Genomic DNA, 480 nt, shown 5'->3' with positions numbered 1-480 from the left:
TCGGCCCCGGCGGTGATGGCCAGATCCCCGGTGAGGGTCTGGGCTGCGCTCCAGTCGCTGTCTTCCACCAGGGTGAGGGAGACGGGGTCGACCTGGGGCAGCACGCCGTCGGTGATATGAATATTGAGGGTGCCAAGGTTGCTCTTGTCCCCGTCAAAGTCGGTGCCTTGCACCTGCAGCCCCAGGTTGACGCTGTTGGTGCTGACCGGTTGATCCAGCACGCCGTCGAGCGCCACCTGGTACTTGCCATCCAGCCCCAGAGTCACGGTCAGAATGATCTTGCCGCCCGCATCCAGCAGGGTAATGACGTTGCCGTTGACCTGATAGTGGGTCGGCTGGCCGCCGCTGGTGAGGCCATTCAGGCCGGGCTGGTTCGCCTCGAAGTTGAGCGACACCAGGCGGTCGCTGCCCACGCTCACCGGCAGCTGGCCATCCAGGGTCTGGCCAGAGGCCCCTTCCTGCAAGGTGACCCCGCTGTCG

1 protein-coding gene is annotated in these 480 nt (G+C 65.4%); it reads right to left on the bottom strand.

The features are described 5' to 3' along the window. The coding region (locus AACR77_RS08220; RefSeq protein ID WP_042880743.1) for a T1SS-143 repeat domain-containing protein at positions 1 to 480 on the bottom strand (480 nt) is incomplete at both ends.

Origin of the sequence: Aeromonas sp. ZOR0002, from assembly GCF_963866995.1 — a bacterium.
GTDB lineage: Bacteria > Pseudomonadota > Gammaproteobacteria > Enterobacterales > Aeromonadaceae > Aeromonas > Aeromonas caviae.
This window is presented reverse-complemented; position numbering and strand designations above follow the sequence as displayed.